Source organism: Kitasatospora sp. NPDC004745, assembly GCF_042873275.1.
In the GTDB taxonomy this organism is placed as follows: Bacteria; Actinomycetota; Actinomycetes; order Streptomycetales; family Streptomycetaceae; genus Kitasatospora.
The window spans coordinates 1-4,647 of sequence record NZ_JBIALK010000061.1; the positions used below are offsets into that span (position 1 = coordinate 1).

1 protein-coding gene is annotated in these 4,647 nt (G+C 77.6%); it reads left to right on the forward strand.

All coding sequences use genetic code 11. The features are described 5' to 3' along the window. The coding region (locus ACFYUY_RS39965; protein WP_387908419.1) for a beta-ketoacyl synthase N-terminal-like domain-containing protein at positions 1 to 4,647 on the forward strand (4,647 nt) is incomplete at both ends.

Genomic DNA, 4,647 nt, shown 5'->3' on the forward strand with positions numbered 1-4,647 from the left:
CAACTACGCCGCCGCCAACGCCTACCTCGACGCCCTCGCCCACCACCGCCACGCCCTCGGCCTGCCCGCCACCTCCCTCGCCTGGGGCCTCTGGGAGGACGACGGCATGGGCAGCCGACTCGGCACCGCCGACCTCGCCCGGCTCGCCCGCACCGGCATCGCCCCGCTGCCCGTGGACCAGGCCCTGCGGCTGTTCGACGAGGCACTCGCGGCCGACCACCCGGTGCTGGTGCCGGCCCGCTTCAGCACCGCCGCGCTCGGCGCCCCCGGCACCGACGTCCCGGCGCCGCTGCGCTCGCTGGTCCGGCCCACCCGCCGCCGGGCGGCCGCGACGGCCGCCACGACCGACGCGTCGCCGGCCGAGCACCTGGCCCGCCGGCTCGCCGCGGCCGGCTCCCCGGCCGAGGCCGAGCGCCTGCTGCGGGAACTGGTCCGGGCCACCACCGCCACCGTGCTCGGCCACGCCGACCCGGCGACCGTCCAGGACGGCCGGGCCTTCACCGACCTGGGCTTCGACTCGCTCACCGCCGTCGACCTGCGCAACCGCCTCACCGCCGAGACCGGCCTGCGGCTGCCCACCACCCTGGTCTTCGACCACCCGACCCCGGCCGCGCTGACCGCGCTGCTGAGCGCGGAACTCCTCGCCACCCCGGCCGCGGTGGTCGCCGAGGCGCCCAGGGCCACAGCCCCCGACGACGACCCGATCGCCATCGTCGCCATGGCCTGCCGCTACCCCGGCGGGGTCACCACCCCGGAGGAGCTCTGGCAGCTGCTCGCCGACGGCCGCGACGCCGTCGCCGGCTTCCCCGCCGACCGCGGCTGGGACCTCGACGCCCTCTACGACCCGGACGCCGACCGCCCGGGCACCTCGTACACCCGCGACGGCGGATTCCTCTACGACGCCGCCTCCTTCGACCCGGAGTTCTTCGGCATCAGCCCCCGCGAGGCGCTCACCACCGACCCGCAGCAGCGCCTGCTGCTGGAGACCGCCTGGGAGGCCTTCGAACGGGCCGGGCTCGACCCGCACGCCCTGCGCGGCTCCCGCACGGGCGTCTTCACCGGCGTGATGTACAACGACTACGGCGCCCGGCTGCACCAGGCGCCCAGTGCTCCGGACGGCTTCGAGGGCTACCTGGTCAGCGGGAGCGCGGGCAGCGTGGCCTCCGGCCGGGTCTCGTACACCTTCGGCCTGGAGGGCCCGGCCGTCACCGTGGACACCGCCTGCTCCTCCTCGCTCGTCGCCCTGCACCTGGCCGCCCAGGCCCTGCGCCAGGGCGAGTGCGACCTCGCCCTGGCCGGCGGGGTCACCGTGATGGCCAGCCCGGCGACCTTCGTCGAGTTCAGCCGCCAGCGCGGCCTGGCGCCGGACGGGCGCTGCAAGCCCTTCGCGGCCGCGGCGGACGGCACCGGCTGGGCGGAGGGCGCCGGTCTGCTGCTGGTCGAGCGGCTCTCCGACGCCCGCCGCAACGGCCACCGGGTGCTGGCCCTGCTGCGCGGCTCCGCCGTCAACCAGGACGGCGCAAGCAACGGCCTCACCGCCCCCAACGGGCCCTCCCAGCAGCGGGTGATCCGGCAGGCCCTCGCCTCCGCCGGTCTCACCCCCGACCAGGTCGACGCCGTGGAGGCGCACGGCACCGGCACCCGCCTGGGCGACCCGATCGAGGCCCAGGCCCTGCTCGCCACCTACGGACAGGACCGCGAAACCCCGCTCCTGCTGGGCTCGCTGAAGTCCAACATCGGCCACACCCAGGCCGCCGCCGGCGTGGCGGGCGTGATCAAGATGGTGCTCGCGATGCAGCACGGGGAGCTCCCGAGGAGCCTGCACATCGACGAGCCGACCCCGCACGTCGACTGGTCGGCCGGCGCCGTCCGGCTGCTGGACGAGGCCCGGCCGTGGCCCGCGGCCGACCGGCCCGCCCGGGCCGCCGTCTCCTCCTTCGGCATCAGCGGCACCAACGCGCACGTCATCCTGGAACAGGCGCCCGCCGTCCTGGAACAGGCACCCGCCGCCGAAGCCCCCACCGGCCGGGCCGACGGGACCCCGCTGCCCTGGCTGCTCTCCGGCCACACCCCGCAGGCCCTGCACGACCGGGCCGACCGGCTCGCCCGCCACCTCGCCGCGCACCCGGACACCGAACCGGCCGCCGTGGCCCGCGCGCTGGCCACCGGCCCCGCCGCGCTGGAGCACCGGGCCGCCTTCGTCGCCGGCACGGCCGAGGAGGCGCTCACCGCCCTGGCCGCCCCGCTCACCGGCACCGCCGTCCCGACCGCGCGGCGCACGGCGTTCCTGTTCACCGGCCAGGGCAGCCAGCGGGCCGGGGCCGGGCGCGAACTGTACGCCGCCCAGCCGACGTTCGCCGAGGCCCTGGACACCACGCTGGCCGCGCTGGACCCGCACCTGGACCGGCCGCTGCGCGACCTGCTGTTCGCCGAACCCGGCACCCCCGAAGCCGCCCTGCTCGACGAGACCCGCTACACCCAGCCCGCCCTCTTCGCCCTGGAGACGGCCCTGTTCCGCCTCCTCGCGCACTGGGGCGTCCATCCGGACGCGGTGCTCGGCCACTCGATCGGCTCGATCGCGGCCGTCCACGCGGCCGGGGTGCTGTCCCTCGCGGACGCCGCCGCCCTGGTGACCGCCCGCGGCCGGCTGATGCACGCCCTCCCGCCAGGTGGCGCGATGGTCTCGCTCACCCTCGACGAGGAGACGACCCGCGGGCTGCTGGCCGGACACGAGGAGCACGTCGGGATCGCCGCGCTCAACGGCCCGCGGGCCACGGTGATCTCCGGCACCCGGGAGGAGGTGCTCGCGGTCGCCGAGCGCGCCGCCGGACTCGGCGCCCGGACGAGGCGACTGACGGTCGGCCACGCCTTCCACTCACCGCTGATGGAGCCGATGCTGGACGGGTTCCGGGAGCTGGTGGCCGGTCTGGAGTTCCACCCGCCCCGCCTCCCCGTGGTCTCCGACCTCACCGGCCGCACGGCCACCGCGGCCGAGCTGGCCGACCCGGAGCACTGGGTGCGGCACGTCCGCGAGACCGTCCGCTTCGCCGACGGCCTGCGCTCCCTGGCCGCCGAGGGCATCGACGCCTTCCTGGAGCTCGGCCCGGACACCGTGCTCGCCGCGATGGCCGCCGACACCCTGCCGGAGGCCGTCCTGCTCTCCCTGCTCTCCCGCAAGCAGCCCGAGGCCGCCGGCGTCCCGCGGACCCTCGCCGCCCTGCACACCGCGGGCGGTCCGGTGGACTGGGCCGCGTACTTCGCGGACGTCCCGGCCGGCCCGCGCCCGGAGCTGCCCACCTACCCGTTCCAGCGCGAGCGGTACTGGCTGGACGCCCCGGCCGCACCCGTCGGCGGCGGCCTGGCCCGGGCCGGCCTCGGCGAGGCCGGCCACCCGCTGCTCGGCGCCGCCGTGGACCTCGCCGACGGCTCCGGCACCGTCCACACCGGCCGGCTCTCGCTCTCCGCCCAGCCGTGGCTGGCCGGGCACGCCGTCCTCGGCACGGTGCTCGTCCCCGGCACGGCCCTGCTCGAACTCGCCCTGCACGTGGGCGCGCAGGCCGCCGCGCCCACCGTCGAGGAGCTCACCCTCCAGGCCCCGCTGCTGGTACCGGACCAGGGCGCCGTCCGGCTCCAGGTCACCGTCGGGGCCGCCGACCAGGTGGGCCGGCGCACCCTCACCGTGCACTCCCGACCGGACGGCAGCGACACCGGCACCGCCGAGCAGACCTGGACGACGCACGCCACCGGGCTCCTCGCCCCCGGCACCACACCCGACCCCTCCGCGGACGGGAGCGGCACCGGCACCTGGCCGCCCACCGGCGCCGAGCCGGTCGACCTCACCGACGCCTACCGGCGGCTCGGCGAGCACGGCTACACCTACGGCCCGCTCTTCCAGGGCCTGCGAGCGGCCTGGCGAAGCGACCGGACCTGGTGGGCGGAGGTCGAACTGCCCGACGGAGCGACCGACACCGGCTTCAGCCTGCACCCGGCCCTGCTCGACGCCGCCCTGCACCCCCTGGCCCTCGCCGGGCCCGGCCCGGACGGCGGCCTGCCCGTCCCGTTCTCGTGGCAGGGCGTCCGGCTGCACGCCACCGGCGCCCGCACCCTGCGGGTCACCCTCGACACCGCGGCACCCGAGCACACCTCACTGCGGCTCACCGACGCCACCGGGGCGCCCGTCCTGTCCGTCGGCGCACTCGCCGTCCGGGCGACCGACCCGGCCCGGCTGACCGCCAGCCGCCGCACCGCCGGCAGCCTCCACCGGATCGCCTGGCTGCCCGTGCCGGCACCCGCCGCCGCGGCCGAGCCGCCGGTGCCGTACGCCGAGGCGCTGCGCCTGGTCGGTGCCGGGGCACCGGCGCCCCGCATCGTCCGCTCCGACGTGCCGGACGCCCCGTCCGCGTACCGGGTGCTCGACGAGCTCCGGGGCTGGCTGGCCGACGACCGCTTCGCCGACTCCCGGCTGGTGCTGGTCACCCGCGGCGCGGTCGCGGTGACGGCCGGCGATCCGGTGGACGGGCTGGCGCAGTCCGTGGTGTGGGGTCTGGTGCGGACGGCCCAGACCGAACACCCCGGCCGCCTCGTCCTCCTCGACACCGACACCGACGAACCCGAGGCCATCGCCGCGGCCCTTCAGACGGTTGAACC